Consider the following 22,698-nt stretch of genomic DNA (forward strand, 5'->3'; position numbering starts at 1 on the left):
ACACTGTCGCATATATACGACTAATTGTTCAGTAGAAAATTATTTTGAAAAGTACGTGAAGCTGTGAGTACTAGATTAATGTACAAGTTATGCAAGAAGTCTATTATTGACTAAATACTCCTTAATCTTGAGTAAATCATACCAAGAGGTGCGTTTTTGCATAGGTTGGCGGAGTAAATAGGCAGGGTGGAAGATTGCCGTAGTTTGAATAGGAGCGGATAGATATTTATTGGTATAAAAATAATATTCTTGTCTAATTTTAGTAATACCCGAATTTTTTCCAAGTAAGCTAGTTGCAGCCGTGCTACCGACTAGAATAATTAGCTGCGGGTTAATAAGAGCAATATGCTTCTCGACAAAAGGTCTACAAATATCGACTTCTTCGAACGTCGGCTGTCTATTAGCAGGAGGACGCCAAAATACCGTATTAGTAATATAAGCGTTATTTTTTCGTGAAATTCCGATAGCGTGTAGCATATTATCAAGTAAATTGCCACTTTCGCCGTAAAAAGGTATTCCTTTCAAATCTTCGGTACTTCCCGGGGCTTCGCCTATTAACATAATTTTAGCTTCCAAATTACCGTCACCGAAAACCGTATTAGTAGCAAATTTCTTAAGTTCACAACCATTAAAATTTAGTAGAGATTCTTTTAGTTCTTCGATATTATTAGCTTTATCGGCAAGAGATCTTGCTAGGGTTATATTATCATGAACTTTATCATTCATATTGAATGCAGTTTCTTTTGTAGACATAAGTTTTACTTGTGGCTTTTCAGTTAGTTCAGTATTATTACGTACCTTTAATTGCGGTGGATGTTCATGGCAATAATATTCAACACCGATTGCACTTAACCATTTAAGCGTATTATTCATTATCTTAAAATAAAATATGTTAAAATATTCCGTACCACACGAACTAAATGGCATAAGGCTTGATAAAGCTCTATCATCGCTTCTTGAAAATGTTTCAAGGAATCAAATCCAAAAAGCTATTAAAGATTCGCAAGTACTAGTTAATGATGTAATTATTTCTGATCCTGATGTTTTGGTCAAGGAGAATGATATTATATTATTTTCTTTTAAAGAACCTGAAGAGCTAAAAATTGCAGCAGCAAATGTAGCACTTGATATAATATATGAAGATGATGATTTGATAGTAATTAACAAAGCTGCAGGTATGACGGTACACCCGGGAGCAGGGCATCATGACGATACGCTTGTTAATGCTTTATTACATCATACAAAAAACTTATCGGATATCGGCTCATCAGAAAGACCCGGGATAGTACATCGTTTAGATAAAGACACTACGGGCTTGATGGTAGTTGCTAAAAATAATAAAGCACATATGCTACTTGCAAATCAGATAGAACAAAGGCAGGTAATACGGAAATATAAAGTGTTAGTGTGGGGAGTAATAAATCCGCTAGAAGGAGTCATTAAGAATAATATAGGTCGCAGCCGAAGCGATCGCCAAAAAATGACCATATTAAAATATGGCGGCAAAGAAGCCGTTACACATTATAAGACTCTAGAATTATTTTATAAAGGTAGTATTAGTATGGTGGCGTGCAAGCTTAGTACGGGTAGAACTCACCAAATTAGAGTACAGCTAAGCCATTTAAAGCATTCAGTAGTCGGCGACCAAACTTACGGCAATAACGACCGAAAAATTGCTCATTCTCCCCCTGAACTAAAAGCAAAATTAATTGATTTTAAACGTCAAGCCCTGCATTCTTGGTATTTAAGTTTTACTCATCCAACCAGTAATGAGATTATGGAATTTTCTTGTGAGTTGCCAAGGGATATGGAAGAGATAATTAGTTTATAATTGACAAAATATTAATTTTTTAATATAATATTAAGGATTAATATTTAAAAGATTTATAAAATGAAAAAAGCTAATGCTAAATTAGAAGAAGCCTTATATTCTATGGAAGAGGGTATTTTAAACCTTAGAAAACAAAAAGCGAGCTTAGAAGAGATTTTTACTTTTCTGCAAGATTTAAGTACCGCCACAGACAAAATTATTTCCTTAGATATATCAAATTATAGAGATTGGCCAGAAGTAAAAGATTTTATTTTAAAATTAGGTAATAATTTATCTTTTAAACCGCAATCTATAAAAATAGCTAGCTCTTCCCAATATAGTACAGAACATGAAATTAAAATTTCTGAATTCGTCAATGAAATTCTTTCTCTAAGATTAAAAACAGGCATAGATATTAATAATAGTACGTATATTGATGATGCAAATTATAGGAAAGAAATTTTATTAAAAAAATTTTTAGAAGAATTTAAAAAAAATGATTTTAATGAGCAAAAAGAACAATTAAATAAATTTATAAAAGTTGCATGCAAAGAAGCAAAAGCACCTGACAATATAGACATGCAATATATGCAAGCTCTGCGGATTTTCTCTGAATTTGATTTCAGTAAAATAGATGAAAAATATTCTAATTTACAACATCTTTTTACAAAGCTATATAAAGCACAAGAAGTAAAATCAGAAATTTATCATTATGAAGTAGAAGATGATTTACATTTTTATATGGTAAAAGTTAATGGAGTAAATGTAACTACTTGGCAAAATTTCTCAAAGAAACAGGGGGAGTTTATAAACCAGTCCGGGAAAAAAGAATATAGAAAAGCTTTTATGGAACTAGATGCTTTTGACTCTAGCATAGAATATCATGACCAAGATTTAACAGATGTATATGTAGTTTTTACCTATAATAAAGCATGGGAACAGAAAAGTAGTATTGATATACCGCCGGTAGAAATGATTATAACTATGGCAACTTCTAAAACGCAAATTTTATTTCACATATAGGAATAACAAAAGCTCCAATATATGACTATAATAATACTAAAAAACATTCAAGTCTTTTGCTTAAACTTCATAGTTTTATTGCTAAATGTGCAGAGATTATTTATCCTAACAAAAAAGAATATATGATTACTGTTCCAACAAAAAATATGACTCATATTATTATTAAAGAATATGAGAAAAAACAAATTTTAGATAAAATATATATAGGACATCAAGACACAAAAATACCGCAAGAATCTTTAGAGGAATTAAAATCTAAATATCAAAATACTAAGTGTACACGATATGAGAGACAAGAGTATAAGCATTATTTTAAAGCTTATTTAGAATATATTTTAAATAATCAACAAGAAATTTTAGGTAAGAAGAAAGCTCCCATAAAATTTACCGAAGCAGGATATGGTGCTTTTTCTGACTTGATTTTGTATGGGAAAAATGGTGAAGTACTAAATAAACTAACTGCTGACCAGATAAAAGGAGAGTTCGCTTGGTTTTGTACTAGTCCTTATTTATTAAAAAATCAACACGAACAAGAACCTTTAATCACTTGTGATTTAGAAACATTAGCAAATCTTAGCTTTAAAAATAGCTATATAGAACATGAATATTATTCAGAAATAATTGGTGATATAATAACATAAAACGGTTAATGAAAATAATTAAAATACCTAAAACCAAAAAATATCTTAAAATAGATATTATAACTCTAGAACCCGAATATTATAAGAATAAATTTGGTAATAATATATTTCGTGAATTTACTGAACTTAAAAAACGAGCACCGCTAGGTAGCGTAGATGAGATTTTAGAAATGAAAAATTTTGGCAGAAAATAAAACTTTCCATGCAATGTTCTATAAAGCAAATTCTTAGTGACGCTACAGATAAATTAAATAAAATAGGTGTTAGTTCACCGCAATTAGAAGCACGAATTTTACTACAGCATGTTATAAATAAACCTATTGAGTATTTACTTATTAATCTTGATGAGCAGTTAAATGAAGCCGAGATAGAAGCTTTTGAAAAACTGTTAGAGAGAAGATTAAAGCATGAACCGATAGTATATATTACAGGTGTTAAAGAATTTTACTCACGTGAATTTATTGTTAATAAACATGTATTAATTCCAAGAAGCGATACTGAAGTTTTGGTAGATGTTGTATTTCAATGTCATTCCCGCGAAAGCGGGGATGACATAAGCGAAAACGGCAATGACAAATTCTTAAATATCCTAGAACTTGGCACAGGTAGCGGCTGCATTGCTATCAGTCTATTATGTGAGTTACCGAATGCTAATGTAATTGCAACCGATATAAGTCTTGATGCTATAGAAATTATCAAAAGTAATGCAGCAAAATATGAGGTAACGGATCGCATTCAGATTATTCACAGTAATTGGTTTGAGAATATTGAAACTCAGAAATTTGATTTTATCGTTAGCAACCCGCCATATATAGCTCACAGCGAAAAATCAGAGATGGCAATTGAAACAATCAATTATGAACCGTCTATTGCTTTATTTGCTGAAAAAGATGGACTGCAAGCTTACTGTCTCATCGCCAAAAATGCCAAACAATTCTTAAAACCAAACGGTAAGATTATATTAGAAATAGGGTTTAAACAGGAAGAAGCGGTAACCCAAATTTTCTTAGATCATGGTTATAATATTGAAAGCGTTTATAAGGATCTACAAGGTCACAGTAGGGTAATATTATTTACTCCTATTAATCTCAATCGGTCATATGCAAGATGTATCGGTAAAAGCTTATCAGGAGTGCAACAGAATTTATTAGATAACAAACTACCAAAATATTTATTTTCTAAAGAAAAGCTTGTAAATGAAAAACGTAAAGTATTGCTTGAGATAGACTTTGGTATGGGTGAGCATTTCATTAATCAAGCTAAAATGAATCCTAATGCACTTTTTATTGGGGTAGAGGTATATTTAAACGGAGTTGCAAATGTTTTAAAGCTTGCAGGCGAACAAAATATTACGAATTTTTTATTATTCCCTAATAATTTGGATTTAATATTAAATGAGATACCAAGTAATAGCCTTGATGGAATTTATATTTTATTTCCCGATCCATGGATAAAAAATAAGCAAAAAAAGAAACGTATTTTCAATAAAGAACGACTTAAGATTTTACAAGATAAGCTAAAAAACAATGGTAATTTAGTATTTGCTTCCGATATCGAAAATTATTTTTATGAAGCAATAGAGTTAATACAGCAGAACGGTAATTTTGAAATTATAAATAAAAATGATTATTTAAAACCGCACGATAACTATGTAATTACCAAATATCATCAAAAAGCTATTAAGGCGAATAGAACGCCGAAATTTATGATTTTGCGGCACGTTTTAGGCGATCATTAATTGCAGCCCCTATATTCACTTGAGGTATAGGGCTAACTGCTATACCTCTTACATCATGAGATGCAGCATAATCGTCAAGTATTCTTAAATAAGCATAAAGATTTGCAGCGGCTTCTATAAAGTCACCTTTTACACTTAAGTTTAATGAAAATCTTCCTGTAAGATTGCTATTGCCAAAATTTAATCCGATTTCTTTATCCTCTAAATTTATAGCATATAGCCTAACCGGTACTTTTGGTGAATAGTGTTTTGCAAGCATTCCCGGAGCTTTTATAGTACTTGTCTCTGATGCTTTTAAAACTTCTATCCCTAGTATTTCTCCTAAAATTTCAGCAGTTATAAACCCTTCTCTAAGAATAGTAGGAGTAACAGTTGTTGTATCGATTATAGTTGACTCTAGCCCATATTTAGATTGATAGATTTCAGGTGCTAAAATAAAAATTTCCTGATTATCCTTAAAATGTTTTGTGACATGCTCAGCGTTAGTCGGACTAATATAGTTTGAAGGGTTAGCACTTGGGGCAGCTATAGGTATGCCTGATTGTCTGATAAGCTCTAACGCTACAGGATAAGACGGTATCCGAAGTGCTATGGTATTTAGTCCTGCTGTTACGCTAGGGGCAATATTTGCATTCTCTTTTAAAGGGACAACTATAGATAATGGTCCAGACCAAAATTTTTCTGCTATTTTTGTAGCTAAATCGTTAAACTCTCCTATTTCCTTTGCTTGCTCTATGGAGGAGACATGCACGATAAGCGGATTGATAGCAGGGCGCTCTTTGAACTGAAAAATCTTTAAACACGCCTCATTATTTGTGGCATCCGCACCAATCCCATAGACTGTTTCAGTCGGGAAAACAACCACTTTACCTGATTTTATAAATTGAACTGCTTTGTTTATCATAAGCGGTTAAACTTAGCTACTTTATCAAATAATTCGCAAATATTCTGTAATAACGACAAACGATTTTGAGCGATCTTTGGATCAGAGTCATTAACGAGTACATTATCAAAAAAGCTAGTAATGGGAGTTAATAGAGACGATAATAAATTTAAGGCTTTCTTATAATCTTTATCAGCTATACTATCTATAATTTGCGGAGAAATTTTTTGGATTACTTCAAATAATTCTTTTTCAGGTTGTGTACTCAAGAGACTCGCATCAACTAAGCCGGGAATTTTCTGATCACCAATTATATTGCTAGCTCGTTTGTAAGCATTTAATAATTGCTTGCCTGCGTCTTCTATTAAAAATTCTTTTAACGCATCAAGCTTAAAGTTTGTATCTATTAAATTTAAGTCAAGAACTGCATTAATTAATGCAATATCATAGTCATTTTTAAAGTAAAATTTTGCTCTTTCTTCAAAAAAAGATATTATTAAATTCTTATTTTCATCAGATGAATCTTTATATAAGTTTATAGAAAAATTAATTAAATCATTAAAATTTAGCTCTAATTTATTTTCAAGTGTTATTCTTATTATACCAAGAGCTTGACGTCTTAAGGCATATGGATCACCTGAGCCTGTTGGTGCTTCCCCTGCTATCATCAAACCTACTAAACTATCTAGCTTATCGGCTAAAGCAAGTAAAGCTGCATTTCCGCTTGGTACATTTTCGCTCAAACCTTGCGGTTTATAATGGGCTCTAATTGCAGCGGCTATTTCTGTATTTAGCCCTTCATGTTTTGCATAATAATAACCCATAATCCCCTGTAAATCAGGAAATTCCCCGACCATCTCAGAAACAAGATCACTTTTGCAAAGTCTAGCTGCTGTAATCAAATCCTTATTATTTGGAGCTATATAATTACAAATATCGGTTATGCGTTCAATTTTTTCTCTTAAATTACCAAGCTTTGCATGAAATGTTACAGCTTCTAATTGGCCTAATCTTGATTCTAAAGTTTTAGCTATATCCTGCTTACAAAAATATAAAGCATCCGAAAGACGTGCCGATAGAACTTTCTCGTTACCTTGAATAACTAGTTCAGCATTTGTAAATCTGCCATTACTGACAAAGAGAAAATACGGTGTGAAATTTCCTGTTTTATCAAATAAACAAAAATATTTCTGATGCGTACGCATCGAAGAAATAAGTACTTCTTTAGGTAACTCTAAAAATTTTTGCGGGATTTTTCCAAGTAGTACAACAGGAAATTCGCTAAGCCCTGCTACTTCTTCTACTAAACGATTATCTTCTTTTATAATTAAATCATGAGAATTTGCTAGTTCCAGTAAACTGGTTTTAATTATTGCCTCTCTCTTTGCTCTTTCTACAATAACATGATTTTCTAAAAGCTTATTTCTATAATCTTCAAAATCTGTTACTTCTAATTTTTTATTATCAGTAAGACGATGCCCATACGTAATATTATTAGCGGTTAAATGCCCAAATTGCATCGGTAATATTTCGCCGTCAAATATGCATAAAATATTTCGCAGAGGTCTAATCCATTTTATTTTGTAATCACCCCAAAACATCGATTTTGCCCAGCTATATTTATTAATAGCCTCTATAATAATCTCCGGCAAAATCTCTTTTATTTCTCTTTCTTCTGTTTTTTTGACAAAGAAATAATATAGCTGATTACTAATTAATTTAGTAGAAAGCTCTAATTTACTAACATTATGAGCTTTACAAAAGCCGTTAATAGCGGCTTCCGGAGCTTCTATGCTTGGTCCTTTAATTTCTTCCTCTTTTGGCAAAGTTATCTTTGGCAAATGGGTAGCATGCAGCGTTATCCTGCGAGGTCCCGCAAATACTTGTACTTTTGCAAATATTTCGTTTTCTTCAAAAATTTTCGTGAATATATTTAAATAACCCTCTTCAGCATTTTTTTGCATAAAAGCCGGAATTTCTTCGCTAAATAGCTCTAATAATAACTCACTCACTTGTTCATCTCCAACCATTTTGTACAACAAATGCTAGCTAAATGACGCACTCTTAAAACATAAGAAGCACGCTCAGTGACGCTAATTACTCCAAGTGCATTTAGTTGATTAAATGCATGACTTGCCTTAAGGCATTCATCATAAGCCGGCATAGGTAAATTAGCTTTGATTAATCTCTCACACTGGTCTTCGCTATCCTTGAAATGTCGCAGTAACATTTCACTATCGGCAAGCTCTAAATTATATTTTGAAAATTGCCGTTCAGCTTCGAAATCCACTTCACCGTATTTTAAAGCTTTTTCGCCTACTTGCCCGTTCCAATCAAGCTCTCTTACTTCATCAACACCTTGAATATATAAAGCAAACCTCTCGAGTCCATAAGTGATTTCACCGGCAACGGGACGGCATTCAATACCGCCGATTTGCTGCATATAAGTAAATTGCGATACTTCCATACCGTTACACCATACTTCCCAGCCAAGCCCGGCAGCACCTAAGGTTGGCGACTCCCAATCATCTTCAACAAATCTGATATCATGAATTTTTAAATCTATGCCTAAACATTCTAAGCTTTTAAGATATAACTCTTGAATATTATCCGGCGACGGCTTTAAGATAACTTGAAACTGATAATAATGCTGCATTCTATTAGGATGCATGCCATACCTGCTATCCCCTGGTCTTCTTGATGGCTGAACATATGCAACAGACCAAGGTTTAGTACCAAGGCAGCGAAGCACAGTTGCAGGGTGAAATGTACCGGCTCCAACATGGGCATCGTAAGGCTGCAATATTGCACAGCCATAATCCTGCCAATAATTTTGTAATGTCAGAATAATTTGCTGAAATGATAGTTTTTTCATAGGGTATTATTATTGGGAAAGAAAATTTTGATCAGTTAAAAGGATCGAATATTTTTATATTAAACATATTATAATGTTTGATATTTCTAGTAACTAGTATCATATTGCTTTGTTTTGCCTGTACAGCTATTAAAGCATCGATTGCATTCGTACTATCAATACTCATTAATGCACCCCACTCCTCACATATCTCTTTGTCAATATTAAGAATTCTTTCATTATAATCTATTATTATTCTTTCTAATCATTTTTCTAATTTCAAACTTGCTATTTTATCTCTCTTTGCTAATTTTGATATTCCCTTTCTTATTTCGCCGATAGTAATACAACTTAAGTGTAACTGGCTAGAATGAACAATTGAAAACCATGCTGCTACTTGAAAAGTGGATTTTTTCTTTTGAATTTCAGATACAACATTAGTATCTAATAAATATTTCATAATTCAAAATCTCTAGCATACCCTTTTGCTCTCTGAATATCCAAATTATCTGTCTTAGCTATGCTCAATAAATATTCTTTGAAATCAGGTTTTTGTTTAGTAAGTTGTTTATACTAATAATTACAACTGCTTCTTCACCCCTTTTTGTAATACATTGAGGGGTACCATGCATTGCAATATCAATAATATTACTTAACTTATTCTTTGCTTCGTGTAACTGTCATTTATTCATATAAAATCCTCATATAGCTAGATTGTCTAGATTATTAGAATATAAAGATTCAAAAAAATAAAATATTTTTTTATTAATTTGAGGTCTTAATAATACTCCTTGCCGATCTCGATTTTAGGGCGATTGTTTGCTACCCGCCAATCGTTAGTATCACGGAAAGAATAAACACAGCCGCAAAATTCTTGTTTATAAAAGTTCTCTTCTTTGGCAATTTCGTACATTCTGCTAGCACCGCCGTCTTTACGCCAATTATAAGTCCAATAGGTCACCCCCGCATAATGAGATGCCGCCCTAGTTCCTGATTCATTAATTTGGTTCATATCTTTCCATCTAGAAATACCAAGCGAGCTAGTTATAACTTTAAAGCCGTTTTCATAAGCATATAAAGCTGTACGCTCGAAACGCATATCAAAACACATTGTACAGCGTATACCTCTTTCAGGCTCAAACTCCATCCCTTTAGCACGCCTAAACCAATTTTGCGGATCATAATCTGCATTGATAAATTCTATATTATGTTTCTCAGCAAATTTAATATTTTCGTTTTTACGAAGCTCATATTCTTTTTTAGGATGAATATTAGGATTATAGAAAAAAAGCATAAACTTAATGCCGGTATCGATCATTTTTTCCATTAAAGGGCCAACACAAGGAGCACAACAACAATGGAGTAAAACCTTGCTTTCACCGTTTGGTATTTCAAAAACTTCGCTCATATTAATTTACTAGATTCTTTTTATAGGTTTCTTTATAGAATTTTAGAATTATAGAAGATAACAAGGCAAGTGCAATTAAATAATATGCAATAGCATAATTATCTCCGGTAGCTTTCGTTAATATCATTGCTAACATTGGAGCAGTACCGCCAAATATAGCAGCTGCAAGGTTGTATGAAAGTGCAACACCGGTAAATCTTATGCTAGTTGGAAATATCTCTACTAAAACCGTTGGAATAGGCCCCATATAAATGCTAATAACTCCAGCAAATATTACTTGAGATATTATAGCTAAAGTAAAATTCATCGACCCTAAGGCTACAAAAATAGGATAGACTGATAAAATTAACAAGATAATCCCCCATATTAGTACAGGACGTCGCCCCACCTTATCCGAAACATACGCAGATATAGGAAATACTATCATCATTACGATTAATATTATACTACTAACAATTGTGCTTTGCTGATTAGTATAACCGAGTGTTTGCATAAAATTACCAATAAAAACCGTAGAAGTATAAAAAGGAGCAGTTACGGTAATATACAGACCAAGTGCGATAATTAGTTCTTTTGGGTATTTTGTTAATGTTTCTCGTAAAGGAAAACGTGCTAAACGCCCTGTTCCCTTAGCTTTTTTATAAATAGGACTTTCTGCTAGGTTTTTTCTAATATATAAACCTACGGAGCTAATAAATAAACCGGCAATAAAAGGTATCCTCCAACCCCATTCAAATAGCATATCGGCCGGCATAAAATAAGAAAAACCGGCTGCTGTACCAAGTCCAAGCAGCATACCGCCGCACATACTAACAAATGAGCTACTCCCCACAAGTCCTCGCTGCTCGAACGAAGCATGTTCTACAATATACGAAATACAACCGCTAAATTCCCCTCCTAAAGAAAAACCTTGTATAAGTCTGATAATAGTTAAAATAATAGGAGCGGCAATTCCAATAGTTTTATAACTTGGTAAGAGCCCTATCCCGGCAGTCGGTATTGCCATAGCTATAATACCCATCACCAAAGCAGTACGTCTACCAAATCTATCACCTATATTACCGAAAATAATACCGCCGAGCGGTCGTACTACAAAGCCTGCAGCAAATACCGCAAAAGTTAACGTCTCTCGCATTTCTGGATCCGGAAAAAAATGTTGCCCTATAATATAAGCAAATTGCGCATATAATGCATAATCATACCATTCTAAAGCGTTGCCGATCATGCCGGATATTACTACTTTTCTCATTAAGTTATTTTATTGATTTAAAAAAAGATAATAAGAGTAATATTTTATATTCTCAAGTAAAAATAGCTTTATTTCATGAGAATAGCTTTGCTTGCGTTGATACCGTAGTCGTCATTGCGAGGAGCGTAGCAATGTGGCAATCTAGAAAAATAATTAAAAACATTCTGATTTACAGAATTTTTACTGGATTGCTTCGTCGAATTACTGCGTAATTCTTCTCGCAATGACTATCCCCTATCTATGTTTTTCATTAACCACTTTCTTAGTTAATTTAGCATTGATTTGAGAAGGAGAAACTTTAATATTTTGTTTGATGTTTTTCGTTTTTTCTTGAGATAGAAGACTTTCTTTATCATTTTGTAATGTTTTCATAAACTTATCTATATTGCTTTGTTCTAGTTTTATTGCATTATCATTATTCAAAATTAATCCTCCAATTTTTTCACCAAATTCAGGTGCATATCTGACAGCAAAAATTGATGCCGGTACAACTATGATAGAAAAAACCGCTCCCGCAGTCGCAACACTGATTGCTCCGACTAATAAAGCACAAACAGCACCGGCGATTTTTCCGGTTGCTTGTTTAAATATATTACTTTTTTGTGTAAATACTAAAGACATCTCTAATATTTTATTAAATTCTTTCTTTATACAAATAGTTACTTCATCAATATTATTATATTTCTTCATGGCATACATTATAGAAGCCTTAAATAATTTTTTGTGAGACTCCGCATAATTTATTATTTTGTCAAAATTCTTCTCTTTTAAAAGAGTTTTAAATATATTTTTAATTTTTTCTTTTTCGGTACTATTTATTTCATCTCCAAAATAAACTTCTACAAGATTTTCTGCTATTATATCTTGTGATTGCTCTAAAATATTATTCTTATTTTGCTCATTTTTGTCTCCAGAAGTAATCATTATTGCAAATAACTCTAATGCTACGGAAAAATTATCATCGTTAATAACCCGCATACCTAAATAATTTTTGAGTCTAGAAATACATTTATTAATATATTTTTCAGCTTCTGGTTTAGAATTAAGCCTTAGCGTATAATCTATAGCAAGCATATTTGCAATAGTAGAGCAAGTAGATTTCATAAGATTATTGACAAAATTATTAACAATATCTTTTTTAAATAAATTAGTATTTACGTTATTAAGTACTATTGCATTATTCATTTTGGTAATTTATTTTGAGGCTAATTCTCTGATATATAATATCAATTTAGCATAAATAAGATTAGGAGCATGATTTACTGAAAGCTTATATATATTCTTAGGTGTTAACACTTCTTCATTACGTACTCGTATAAAAGATATAAGAGTATTAGGAGGCATATAAGAATAAATTTCAGAGAATATTTTTAGAAAAGTTAAAAAATCTGCACATGCATATTTTATATTTATGCTATAATTATTTACATGAATCGATTCACCTTCTCCTTCAATCGCCTGAACATTATTTTTAAAAAATACTGAATTTATAAATACATCTATAGGTTCTACTAAATCATATTTATTGCTTAAGCTTTTTATTTTAGGAATTAGTTCTTGATAATTTAAGCAACTCACACTACTTGGCACACTTAAATCTACATATTTTTTGTACGATTCTAATATTTCTTCTTTAGAGTTAATGACAGAATAAAGCTTTAAAACTTCCTCTGTTAGATTGTCTTGTAAAACTTGTTTATCAAGAATAGATTTACTGTATTCTTGCTGGAAATTTTTTATTATCCAAATAGTTAAGGAAATAAAGAAGAAATATATAATAAATTGAAAAAATATAAGGTTCTTTAAATACATAATATATTTTTCAAACATTATTTTTACCTTGGGTTATTAGTGCCGTTGCATGGTTTATGTCATTCCCGCTTACGCGGGAATGACATGGAATATTACGTTTTATTATCAACTATATTAACCGATAAAGGAATTACTACCTTACCGAATATATCAAGTATTTTATCCTTATATATAACATAATCTATCTGCAAATTAGATAATTTATTTTTTACGTTTGTCATATGATCATCTAGCATCTTTAGAGATTCATCTACCGATAGATTATTAGTATGATATTTAAGTATTAATTTGATTATTAATTGTCTCTTAGAAACTAACAAAATATTATCTATATTTGTTAATTCCCATTTAATTTCTTCTAATTTAAAAGCCGGATTTAAAGTAATTATTAGCCTTTTAAGTAAATCAAACGGCAGTGGTACCGGTGCTTCTAGTAATTTTTCTATTACATATAAATCAGCTAGGCTAGTAGTATTTTTAATATAAGGATATTTATATTTGATACCATCATATTCTTGATTTGTTGCATAATATTTTTCATTAATAGAGTTTATGTCTTTGTAATTTTGTTTTGTATTATATTTGATAATACCGACCACTAATATTAATATTATAAGTAATGCACTATATAATTTAAATGTCAGATCCTTTATAGTAACTAGTTTTTTTATTGATTTTAAATTATTATTATAAGCGGGAAAACTCTTATGTTCTAGAAACAGTCTACTAATATTCGTATCTATAAATCTTTCTTTTTCTAGAGTTTGCTTATTTAGTATATTATCAACCGATATAAAGATTACAGGGCGTTCTTCAAAATTTGTTGATTCTAATAAAGATTTTAACTCTTCATCTACTATAAGAATTATACAGGCTCTTTGGTCAAGATTACTTATATAGTTTTTAAATAATATCAAACAATCATTAATTTCTTGTTCTATAATACCTTGAACATAGCCGGTTGTTTTATCAAATGGATACTCAAGATTTCTAATTGTTATTATATTATTTTTATGTTTGATAATAAATTTTACACCGCTAGCTTGTGATGCATATACACAAATTTGAAAATAATCGTTATATTTATCATTTTCTATATTCTGCACTATTTTATTTATAATAACTTTTAGCTCTAACGTTAAAAAGTAAATTCCTTTTAAATCAAGAGATCTTTTATCTATAATGCATGAAATTATATCACTTAAAGGTGTTTCAAATGGACACGACATAATTAAAGTCGACCAAATTTCACTTGGGGTAGTAGTAATTTCGTAAACACAATGTGCTATAATGTCTTCTTTATTAAAATAACCTTCAATAAATTGTTCAATAGGATCAAGTTTAACTATTGACCGTAATATAGGTATTTGATCGTGCCGTGTTTTACATCCACTGCCGTCAAGTAAAAAATAAATATCGCTTTTTGGAAATTTACTAAAAAAGTTTTTATAAGGATTTAAGTCTATCTGTTCCCGAGTAGGGATAAATAATTTATCTAATAATTTATTATCGAGAAAAGTACTAAGAAATACACCTTTATTACCTAGTAACACCACAATCTTTTTTCTTTTGAAAGAAAATATTTTTAATTTTGTAGCAAATTGAACAAAATGTAATTTGATCGAATCAAAAATATTTTTCATAAATAAATTTATTTTAATCATAATGCAGTGTATTTTACTATACTGGACGTCATTTCTGCGTGGATACCCGAACCGTCATTGCGAACAACTGATAAGGAGCGTGGCAATCTCAGGACTTTGGCACGAGATTGCGTACGTACAATTACTACGTAATTTTCCTCGCAATGACAAAAAATGATCCTCTCCGGAATGACATAACATTAAATAATATATCTTACCATGACTAAATTTACCACCGAAGAAGTTAGAAGTAAATTTATAACTTACTTTAAAGCAAATAATCATACACATGTACCGGCCAGCTCGTTAATTCCACACAATGACCCTAGCTTAATGTTTGTTAATTCCGGAATGGTACAATTTAAAAATGTTTTTACCGGACAAGGAAAAAGACCTTATAACAAAGCGGTAACTAGTCAAAAGTCTCTTAGAGCCGGCGGCAAGCATAACGATCTTGAGAATGTCGGTTATACGGCAAGACATCATACCTTTTTTGAAATGCTAGGTAATTTTTCATTCGGTGACTATTTTAAAGAACAAGCCATATATTACGCTTGGAATTTATTGACTAAAGAATTTGCACTCCCAAAAGACAAGCTTTATGCAACAATTTATCATACTGATGACGAAGCAGCTTCTTATTGGAACAAAATAGCAGGTTTTGGGGATGATCGCATCATAAAGATCAAAACAAACGATAATTTTTGGTCAATGGGTGATACTGGCCCTTGCGGTCCTTGTTCCGAAATTTTTTACGACCACGGTGAACAAATATATGGCGGACTTCCCGGTACTAAAGATGAAGACGGTGATAGATTTATCGAGATTTGGAATATGGTATTTATGCAATATGAACAAATCGATAAAGATACTAGCATAGAATTATCGCAAAAATCTATCGATACCGGTATGGGTCTTGAGCGTATGACGGCAGTATTACAGCATGTTAACAACAATTATGATATAGATTTATTTCAGGAAATAATTAATTTTACCGAAAATATAGTAAAAGTGAAAGTAGAGGGAGAAGCTAAATTTTCTTACCGAGTTATTGCCGACCACTTACGAGCAAGTAGCTTTTTAATAGCTGACGGCGTTATTCCTTCAAATGAGGGGCGTGGTTACGTACTTCGCCGCATTATGCGAAGATCCATGAGGCATGCTCATATGCTTGGGTCAAAAGAGCCGTTAATGTATAAATTACTGCCAAAACTTGTTGATTTAATGGGGAATGTTTATCCTGAACTTAAAAGAGCAGAAAGCTTTATAAGCAGTATCTTAGAACAAGAAGAAATTAGATTTAAAGCCACATTAGAACGTGGTCTCAAACTTCTTACTGAAGAAACAAAAACGCTAACAAAAGGGAATGAATTATCAGGAGAAGTAGCATTTAAACTATACGATACGTACGGATTTCCGCTTGATTTAACCGAAGATATTCTAAAAAACCGTGATATTTCCGTTGATCACAAAGGGTTTGAAGAGCAAATGCTTATGCAAAAAGAACGTGCTAGAAAATCTTGGTTTGGCTCCGGTGAATCAAAAACCGATCAGTTGTGGTTTGATATCAAAGAGCAACATGGTAGCACGGAGTTTTTAGGATATATACTTAATGAAGCAAAATGTAAAATAATTGCATTAATCAAAAATAATAATTTAGTTAATGATATAAAAGAGATAGATACACAATTCCTGCTAATCAGCAACCAAACTCCTTTCTACGGTGAATCAGGCGGTCAAATAGGTGACATCGGAACGATATTTGCAAAAGATTCTGAAGTAGAAGTAATAGATACTTTAAAATATTTAGGCTCTATTATAGTCCACAAATGTATTTTGAAAAAGGGGCAGATTAACGTAGGCGAGAATGCTAATTTTAGTATAGACATAAGATATAGGCAAAATTTAAGAATTCATCACTCGGCAACGCATATATTACATGCAGTACTGCATGAGGTACTTGGTAAACAAGTTACTCAAAAAGGTTCGTTAGTCGCTCCGACTTATTTACGCTTTGATATTAGCCATTCTAAAGCTGTGACTAATGAAGAAATCACTTTAATCGAAGATAAGGTAAATGAGATTATTAGAGATAATCATGAAGTAACTACTACATTAATGGCAACTGAAGATGCAGTTAAACAAGGAGCTATGGCACTGTTTGGCGAGAAATACGACTCTGAAGTAAGAGTAGTTAAGATGGGTGAGACTTCTTTAGAATTATGCAGCGGTACGCATGTCAGACGTACCGGTGACATCGGTTGCTTTAAAATCACAAGCGAAAGTACTATAGCAGCAGGTGTTCGTAGAATTGAAGCAGTTTGCGGTGAATTCGTAATTAAATTAATGAGAGAAAAGGATAGTTTACTTAAATCGATAGAAAGCAGTTTAAAAACTAATAAAAATGAACTGATTACTAAGGTTAATAATATCTTAGAGCGTAACAAGGAAGTTGAGAAAGAGTTAGAAAAAACTCATTTAGCTAGTTTAGATTTAAGTATAGAGCAAATTGAAAAGCAAGCTACACAAATAACAGGAATAAAACTATTATACAAAAAAGTAAGAAATATAGACAATAAAATATTACGTCAAGCTGCCGAAAATTTAACAAAAAAAGTAGAAGATTTGATAATGGTATATATTGCCGAGGGAATTGGTAAATTATCTATTACGGTTGCGGTGAGTAAAGCTATAACAGACAAATACAATGCAGATATAATTGCAAAAAAACTTTCTTTATTCTTAGGTGGCAGCGGCGGAGGTGGACAAGCAAGCCTTGCTCAAGCCGGTGGAAATGATATAGGTAAGCTAACTAACATCCATGAAAAATTATACAGTTTATTGACAGTGTCGTAGTGTACTAATTTAGGACGTCATTACGAGTGTGCTTTGTAGATGGATACCCGGTTGTCATTGTGAGCAACCGTAGTACTTGCGTGGCAATCTCGTCAAATATCCTGAGATTGCTTCGTCAATTACTTCGTAATTTCCTCGCAATGACAAGGTGGTATCCACGTAACAATGCCTATGCAGGGAGGCATTGTAATGACAAAATTTATGGTTGTTAATACGCTGCTTTCACAAAATAAAGACCGGAGGCGGGAGCAGTAGGACCGGCGGCTTTTCTATCTTTGGCTTCTAGAACATCTTTAATTTGTTCTGCCTGCCAAATATTTTTACCAACAAGTACTAAACTGCCGACAATATTACGTACCATATGATGCAAAAATGACGGGGCTGAAAGATATAATTTTATTTCTTCGTCTTCTTTAATAATATTAAGTTCAGTTAAAGTTTTAATCGGTGATTTTGATTGACATGAGCTAGCCCTAAATGAAGTAAAATCATGTTTGCCTAATAGATAAGCGGCAGCTTGTTGCATAGCCGGAACATCTAAAGGTGAACTAATCCACCATGCTCTATTTAAATCAATTACCGATGGATAAGGTCTATTAATAATTCTATATATATAATAACGAGAGGTAGCTGAAAACCTAGCATGAAAATTATTGGGGGCTAATTCACAATTCCATACTCCTACGGCATACGGTCTTGCAAAATAGTTGATAGCCGTAATAATTTTGTGAGGTTCTAAATATTTTGAAAGATCAAAATGTGCTACTTGACCTATAGCATGAACACCGACATCTGTCCTTCCTGACCCAAACAATATCACCTGTTCACCGGAAAATTTATAAATCGCTTCTTCTAATATCTGCTGTACCGACATTACTCCTGCTTGTCTTTGCCAACCTGCAAGATCCGTGCCTAAATATTCAATGGTAATTTTATATCGATACATAATAGCCCACTGTCATCCCGTGGCTTGACCACGGGATCTTGTATCACAGCCTTGTATCCTGAGATCCCGAATCACGGGATGACAGTATAAGTATTATCATGCTTCTAGTAAATCCGATGGATTACCGTCACCACGCTTTCCTCCGCTTCTAAAGCTATTAAGTTTTTTGGATCTAATAGGATGTTGTAACTTTCTTAAAGCTTTTGACTCGATTTGTCTTATACGTTCTCTAGTTACTTTAAATTGCTGCCCTACTTCTTCTAATGTATGGTCAGTATTCATACCTATACCGAAACGCATTCTAAGCACTCTTTCTTCACGAGGCGTAAGGGTTGCAAGTACTCTAGTGGTAACTTCTCGTAAATTTGACTGAATTGCCGCATCAATCGGTGCTACTGCATTCTTATCTTCGATAAAATCGCCTAATTGACCGCCGTCACTATCATCCCCTACGGGATTCTCAAGACTTATAGGTTCTTTAGCTATTTTCATGACTTTACGCACTTTATCAAGCGGCATTGAAAGACGGTTAGCGATTTCCATTGCTGTTGGTTCGTATCCGAGTTCATTAAGCATTTGTCTTGAAGTACGTAGTATCTTATTAATTGTTTCAATCATATGCACAGGAATACGTATAGTCCTTGCTTGATCGGCAATAGCTCTTGTTATAGCTTGTCTAATCCACCACGTAGCATAGGTAGAGAATTTATAACCACGGCGATATTCAAATTTATCCACCGCTTTCATAAGTCCTATATTACCTTCTTGAATTAAATCTAAAAACTGCAATCCTCTATTAGCGTATTTTTTAGCGATAGATATAACTAAACGTAAATTCGCTTCTATCATATCTTTTTTTGCTTGTAGCGTTTGCCTCTCACTTTTTTGTATAGTATTCACTAGTTTTTTAAAATCATTAACTAAAAGACCGGTTTTAGATTCTATAACCAATAATTCAGCAATCATTTGATCTATATAATCCGATTCTTTAGTCATTAACTCTTTCCAAGCGACTTTTTTATTTTTCAGCATTTTTTCTTTCCATGCTGCATTGATAACCGATCCTATATATTCATCAAGGAAATTTTGGCGAGTTACTCCATATTTTTCAGCAAGTTTTAAAAAAGCTGTTTCTTTATTAATTAAATCACGATTTATTCCATACATCTTACCTAAAATTTCTTCTGTTCTTTTAGAATTAAAATGTATTTCCGAAACTTCATTTATTAATAATTCCAAATTATTATATTTTTTGCTATTTTGTAAAACCTTCGGCTCAAAAGATTTCTCATAACATTTTTTAGCTTCAATGAGTAGCTCTTCGCAGATAAAAGAAATCTTTTTCATACGCTCTATAATATTAGGTAATATCTGCGTTTCTACTTTAGACATAGATAAGTGATTATCCTCATGCTCTTCTCCTTCGGTCTCACTACTATGTTCTTCATCATTTTCGGGTGTTTCGTCATGTAACATGTTAGCTTCTAAATCTATCAGATCACGTAGTAACATTTTTTCATTAACTAAATCTTCATACCATACTATAAAACAACGCATAGCAATAGGGCTTCTGCATAAGGAAGCAGTCATTGTTTTATGTCCTTCCTCAATCCTTTTTGCTATTTCTACTTCATTTTCACGAGTTAAAAGATCGACTCCCCCCATATCCTTAAGATATAATCTTACAGGATCATCGGTAGTACCTATATTTTCTTCTTCTACCTCATCCTCAGGTTCATTATCAACATTGGTAGATAGCTTAAATTCTTCATCCATTCCGATATCAAGCTTAATTTCATCATCTTCATTAGATTCTAAAATATCTACTCCCGCATCGGAAAATTTTAATATAGCTTCCTCTAATTGTCTTATTGAAGGATTTTTATTAAGAGGAAGAGCGTTGTTTATATCATCATAAGTGACCGGTATCTTTTTAGATTTAGCTTTTTTAAGTAAACTATCTATTTTATCTAGATCATTGTCTATATTGCTATTGCTCATTAAATACCTATATGCTTTTTCTTTTAAAAGAAGTTTGAAATAATTAAGTTATCGTGTGATTAATAAAAGATTCGTTTAAAACTTGAAGTTCATTTGCAATCTTCAGAATTTCTTTTTTATATAGTAAAACTTTTTCAAAGTCGTAATTGTCAGTACTGTTTATGGTAATAGCGTATTCTTGTTGTAAATTTATTAGATAATATTTCTTATGTAGCCACTGCCATAATAAATCCAGTCTGATATTATTTTTATTAAATGAGATATCTAAAAACAAATTATCCGTTTTTGATAATAATAAAAAAATATCAAAAAAGCTAGTTTTTTCCACAATTGCAGTAATTTCACTTGCTTCTACGTTATTATCTATAATCTCGTTTAAATACCAATTACGGAATTCTTCAAGCGATTTATTATTAAAATTTAAATTTAAGATGAAATCTCTAATATCTTTTTCTTCAAGAATTATAGGAAATTTAACCAACAAAGCACAAAAAGCGTGTTCTAGTATTTCAAGCTCCGAATAGCCGTGACTTGAAATTATAGGAGCCAAATTTGAGTTTTTAGTTGTAGCTTTCTTCTGCCTTGTGACTAAATTTTGCCATATTTGATCTTTAAAAAACCTGTAATAACTTGCTTTTAAAGCACTATCCGATATTTTGCTGCAATAATTTTTTAAATTTTTTTCTAAATTAGCTTTTTCTTCCGCAGTTTTAAAACTCTTGCCGCTATACTCAATATGCCAAATCATTTCTGATAAGCTTATTCTTTTATCTATAAGCTTTGCAAAAAAATCAGCACCGTTTTTATTTACTGCATCGTCGGGATCAAGTCCGCTTGGTAACCTAATAAAAGAAATTTTCTTTTCACTATTAATAAGCGGTAATGCTAAGTTAATAGTTCTTATGCTAGCTTTTATGCCTGCATTATCTCCGTCAAGACATAATATAATTTCATCGCCAGCACGCCATAATTTATGTAAGTGATTCTCGGTAACGCTAGTACCGAGACTCGCAACCGTTTCACTAAAACCTGCTTGATGTAGTGCTATAACATCAAAATAACCTTCTACTAAAATCGAATGATTTTTTTTATAGCTACTGCTTATCGCTTTATGCTCACCGTATAGAGTTTCACTTTTTTGAAATACTGTAGTTTCAGGTGAATTTAAGTATTTAGGCAGCCCCTCCCCTAGTACTCTACCGCCAAAGCCTACAATTTTATTGTAAATATTTCTAATTGGAATAGTAATACGGTTAGAAAATAAATTATATATTTCACCGTTTTCTCGCTTGCCAATTAGTCCTGCTTTACCAAGCTTTATAATATCTATATTTTTATCGTGAAAAAATTTTTCAAATTTATTATTCTTCGGGGCAAAGCCTATTGAAAACTCTTTTACTGTTTCTTCGGTAATACCCCTTTCGTGTAGATAATGTAATATTTCAGGTGTTAATTGTGTCCTGAAAAACTTATTGGCGAGTTCTAAAATATTTAGAATTTCATCGGATTCTTCATAAAATTCTTTCTGTTTCACAGTTAATTTCGGTATCTCTATACCGTAATCGGTTGCAAGCTTTATAGCAGATTCATTATAAGATAAACCGCTAATATTAGAAGTAAATTTTATAACGTCACCGGCTGCTTTACAACCAAAACAATAGAAAAATCTCTTACTATCACTAACCGTAAAAGATGGGGTCTTTTCTTGATGGAAGGGACATAAACCTACATAGTTACCGGATTTTCTAGTTAAAGCTACTTTTTGCCGCACTACATCCGATATGTTAATACGGTTTCTTAAGAACTCATAAAATTCCGGTGCAACTCTCATTAA

Annotated in this window: 19 protein-coding genes and 2 pseudogenes; 6 read left to right on the forward strand and 15 right to left on the reverse strand. The window is 32.2% G+C overall.

All coding sequences use genetic code 11. The annotated features are described in order from the left end of the window. Positions 1 to 87 precede the first annotated feature (87 nt). Positions 88 to 873, reverse strand: a complete 786-nt coding sequence (locus tag O6R16_RS01930; protein WP_004997170.1) for a uracil-DNA glycosylase — start codon at positions 871 to 873, stop codon at positions 88 to 90. A gap of 16 nt (positions 874 to 889) precedes the next feature. Between O6R16_RS01930 and O6R16_RS01935 the strand changes: the two genes are divergently transcribed. Genes O6R16_RS01935 through trmB form a run of 5 tightly spaced genes read left to right on the forward strand, consistent with a single transcriptional unit; the run spans position 890 to position 5,212 of the window. Beyond that, the gene (locus tag O6R16_RS01935) at positions 890 to 1,831 is read left to right on the forward strand and encodes an RluA family pseudouridine synthase (RefSeq protein ID WP_499679776.1); all 942 of its coding nucleotides are present in this window, start codon (positions 890 to 892) and stop codon (positions 1,829 to 1,831) included. A gap of 60 nt (positions 1,832 to 1,891) precedes the next feature. Continuing rightward, the gene (locus O6R16_RS01940; RefSeq protein WP_499679777.1) at positions 1,892 to 2,833 is read left to right on the forward strand and encodes a hypothetical protein; all 942 of its coding nucleotides are present in this window, start codon (positions 1,892 to 1,894) and stop codon (positions 2,831 to 2,833) included. Positions 2,834 to 2,889: 56 nt separating this feature from the next. Continuing rightward, on the forward strand, positions 2,890 to 3,474 hold the full coding sequence (locus tag O6R16_RS01945) for a hypothetical protein (protein WP_499679778.1): 585 nt from the start codon (positions 2,890 to 2,892) through the stop codon (positions 3,472 to 3,474). An 8-nt stretch (positions 3,475 to 3,482) separates the two neighbouring features. Then, positions 3,483 to 3,668, forward strand: a complete 186-nt coding sequence (locus O6R16_RS01950; RefSeq protein WP_499679779.1) for a hypothetical protein — start codon at positions 3,483 to 3,485, stop codon at positions 3,666 to 3,668. Between the two features lie 8 nt (positions 3,669 to 3,676). Continuing rightward, positions 3,677 to 5,212, forward strand: a complete 1,536-nt coding sequence (trmB, locus tag O6R16_RS01955) for a bifunctional peptide chain release factor N(5)-glutamine methyltransferase PrmC/tRNA (guanosine(46)-N7)-methyltransferase TrmB (RefSeq protein ID WP_499679780.1) — start codon at positions 3,677 to 3,679, stop codon at positions 5,210 to 5,212. On the opposite strand, the gene O6R16_RS01960 is transcribed toward trmB, so the two are convergent. The 11 genes and pseudogenes from O6R16_RS01960 to O6R16_RS02010 all read right to left on the reverse strand — a co-directional run bounded on the left by O6R16_RS01960 (position 5,178) and on the right by O6R16_RS02010 (position 15,082). Then, on the reverse strand, positions 5,178 to 6,116 hold the full coding sequence (locus O6R16_RS01960) for an L-threonylcarbamoyladenylate synthase (protein ID WP_499679781.1): 939 nt from the start codon (positions 6,114 to 6,116) through the stop codon (positions 5,178 to 5,180). The two genes, trmB and O6R16_RS01960, sit on opposite strands and share 35 nt — an antisense overlap. Then, entirely contained in the window at positions 6,113 to 8,107 is a 1,995-nt protein-coding gene (gene glyS / locus O6R16_RS01965; RefSeq protein ID WP_499679782.1) for a glycine--tRNA ligase subunit beta, read from the reverse strand. Before glyS ends, O6R16_RS01960 begins: the two co-directional genes overlap by 4 nt. Beyond that, positions 8,104 to 8,970: a glycine--tRNA ligase subunit alpha gene (locus O6R16_RS01970; protein ID WP_499679783.1), complete on the reverse strand. Its 867-nt coding sequence runs from the start codon at positions 8,968 to 8,970 to the stop codon at positions 8,104 to 8,106. The genes glyS and O6R16_RS01970 overlap by 4 nt, the downstream gene beginning before the upstream one ends. Before the next feature lie 31 nt (positions 8,971 to 9,001). Beyond that, positions 9,002 to 9,409 (reverse strand): annotated as a pseudogene (locus tag O6R16_RS01975) (type II toxin-antitoxin system VapC family toxin). After that, positions 9,406 to 9,596, reverse strand: a pseudogene (locus O6R16_RS01980) (type II toxin-antitoxin system prevent-host-death family antitoxin). The pseudogenes O6R16_RS01975 and O6R16_RS01980 overlap by 4 nt, the downstream one beginning before the upstream one ends. Positions 9,597 to 9,727: 131 nt before the next feature. Next, complete coding sequence (locus tag O6R16_RS01985; RefSeq protein WP_499679784.1) at positions 9,728 to 10,357, reverse strand: epoxyqueuosine reductase QueH; 630 nt, start codon at positions 10,355 to 10,357, stop codon at positions 9,728 to 9,730. Position 10,358: 1 nt separating this feature from the next. Beyond that, the gene (locus O6R16_RS01990) at positions 10,359 to 11,606 is read right to left on the reverse strand and encodes a metabolite/H+ symporter (protein ID WP_499679785.1); all 1,248 of its coding nucleotides are present in this window, start codon (positions 11,604 to 11,606) and stop codon (positions 10,359 to 10,361) included. A 68-nt stretch (positions 11,607 to 11,674) separates the two neighbouring features. Beyond that, the gene (locus O6R16_RS01995; RefSeq protein WP_499679786.1) at positions 11,675 to 11,830 is read right to left on the reverse strand and encodes a hypothetical protein; all 156 of its coding nucleotides are present in this window, start codon (positions 11,828 to 11,830) and stop codon (positions 11,675 to 11,677) included. A 10-nt stretch (positions 11,831 to 11,840) separates the two neighbouring features. Further along, a complete protein-coding gene (locus O6R16_RS02000; RefSeq protein ID WP_499679787.1) occupies positions 11,841 to 12,791 on the reverse strand; it encodes an RP853 family protein in 951 nt (316 codons plus the stop codon). 9 nt (positions 12,792 to 12,800) lie between these two features. Then, on the reverse strand, positions 12,801 to 13,436 hold the full coding sequence (locus O6R16_RS02005; RefSeq protein ID WP_499679788.1) for a hypothetical protein: 636 nt from the start codon (positions 13,434 to 13,436) through the stop codon (positions 12,801 to 12,803). Between the two features lie 74 nt (positions 13,437 to 13,510). Further along, positions 13,511 to 15,082 (reverse strand): hypothetical protein, encoded by a 1,572-nt coding sequence (locus O6R16_RS02010; protein ID WP_499679789.1) that lies wholly within the window; start codon positions 15,080 to 15,082, stop codon positions 13,511 to 13,513. Positions 15,083 to 15,280: 198 nt separating this feature from the next. On the opposite strand from O6R16_RS02010, the gene alaS reads away from it, so the two are divergent. After that, positions 15,281 to 17,917 carry an alanine--tRNA ligase gene (gene alaS, locus O6R16_RS02015; protein ID WP_499679790.1) on the forward strand — a complete coding sequence of 879 codons (2,637 nt, stop codon included), beginning with the start codon at positions 15,281 to 15,283 and terminating at the stop codon, positions 17,915 to 17,917. 208 nt (positions 17,918 to 18,125) lie between these two features. Here the strand turns inward: alaS and truA are convergent, their stop codons facing one another. From truA to dnaG, 3 genes are all read right to left on the reverse strand, one after another. Beyond that, positions 18,126 to 18,863: a tRNA pseudouridine(38-40) synthase TruA gene (truA, locus tag O6R16_RS02020; RefSeq protein WP_499679791.1), complete on the reverse strand. Its 738-nt coding sequence runs from the start codon at positions 18,861 to 18,863 to the stop codon at positions 18,126 to 18,128. A 96-nt stretch (positions 18,864 to 18,959) separates the two neighbouring features. Next, entirely contained in the window at positions 18,960 to 20,864 is a 1,905-nt protein-coding gene (rpoD, locus tag O6R16_RS02025; RefSeq protein ID WP_499679792.1) for an RNA polymerase sigma factor RpoD, read from the reverse strand. Between the two features lie 43 nt (positions 20,865 to 20,907). Beyond that, positions 20,908 to 22,695, reverse strand: coding sequence for a DNA primase (gene dnaG, locus O6R16_RS02030; RefSeq protein ID WP_499679793.1), 1,788 nt, complete (start codon positions 22,693 to 22,695; stop codon positions 20,908 to 20,910). Positions 22,696 to 22,698 lie beyond the last annotated feature (3 nt).

Origin of the sequence: Candidatus Rickettsia tasmaniensis, from assembly GCF_036857515.1 — a bacterium.
GTDB classification, from domain to species: Bacteria; Pseudomonadota; Alphaproteobacteria; order Rickettsiales; family Rickettsiaceae; genus Rickettsia; species Rickettsia rickettsii.